The organism is Candidatus Hydrogenedentota bacterium (genome assembly GCA_035450225.1).
In the GTDB taxonomy this organism is placed as follows: Bacteria; Hydrogenedentota; Hydrogenedentia; order Hydrogenedentales; family SLHB01; genus DSVR01.
In genome coordinates this window covers 1-1,022 of the sequence record DAOTMJ010000125.1, presented here as the reverse complement: position 1 = coordinate 1,022, position 1,022 = coordinate 1, and the positions used below count along the sequence as shown (strand labels likewise).

Here is a 1,022-nt window from a genome sequence, read left to right as displayed (position 1 = left end):
ATCTCCGCATGATAGCTTTGCAGGGATTTCGCCCGGCCGTGGCCCTGGCGACAGGCCGCAATGCCTTTGACCGCGGCCACCGCGGCGGCAACGGTGGTGATATAGGGAATCTTGTACTTGATGGCCGCCTTGCGGATGTAAGAGTCGTCGTATTTGCTGAGACGCCCCGCCGGCGTATTGATGACCAGCTGGATTTCTCCGTTTTTAATGGCGTCCACGATATTCGGACGGCCTTCATGCATCTTCAAAATCCGCTCGGCGGCGATGCCGTGTCCGGCAAAATACCGATATGTGCCTTCTGAAGCTTTGATCCTGAAGCCGATCTCGGCGAAGGCGCGGGCGACTTCCAGCATGCCTCCCTTGTCCTTTTCCTCGACCGTAATCAGCACGGTGCCCTCCGCGGGCAGGCTCTGGCCTGTGGCCTCCTGGGATTTGTAATAGGCCAGGCCGAAGGAATCGGCCAGTCCCAGCACCTCGCCGGTGGAGCGCATTTCCGGCCCCAGGAGCGGATCGACTTCCTGGTACATATTGAACGGGAAGACCGCTTCCTTGACGCCGAAATGGCGGAAGGCGTGCTGCTTCAGTTTCAGGTCTTTGAGTTTTTTCCCCAGCATGATCTGCGTGGCGAGCCGCGCCATGGAAATATTGCAGACTTTGGAAACCAGCGGAACGGTGCGCGACGCGCGCGGATTGGCCTCCAGAATGTACACCACGTCATTGGCGATGGCGTACTGGATGTTCATAAGGCCCACCACGCCGAATTCCACGGCGATCCTGCGGGTGTAGTCGTTGATCGTGTCGATGTGGCGAGCCGGAATGCTGATGGGCGGAATCACGCAGGCGGAATCGCCGGAATGGATGCCGGCCAGTTCAATATGCTCCATGACGGCGGGAACAAACGCGTCCGTGCCGTCCGAAATCGCGTCCGCTTCGGCCTCGATGGCGTTTTCCAGAAACTTGTCGATCAGAATCGGCCGCTCGGGGGTCACGTCCACGGCGGCTTCGACATAGCGCTTGAGCAT

The 1,022-nt window shown here is 59.3% G+C and carries 1 protein-coding gene; it reads right to left on the bottom strand.

Annotation, left to right across the window (positions count from 1 at the left end; all coding sequences use genetic code 11):
* Positions 1–1,022: ATP-grasp domain-containing protein (locus P5540_20045; protein HRT67107.1), on the bottom strand; the 1,022-nt coding region annotated here is incomplete at both ends.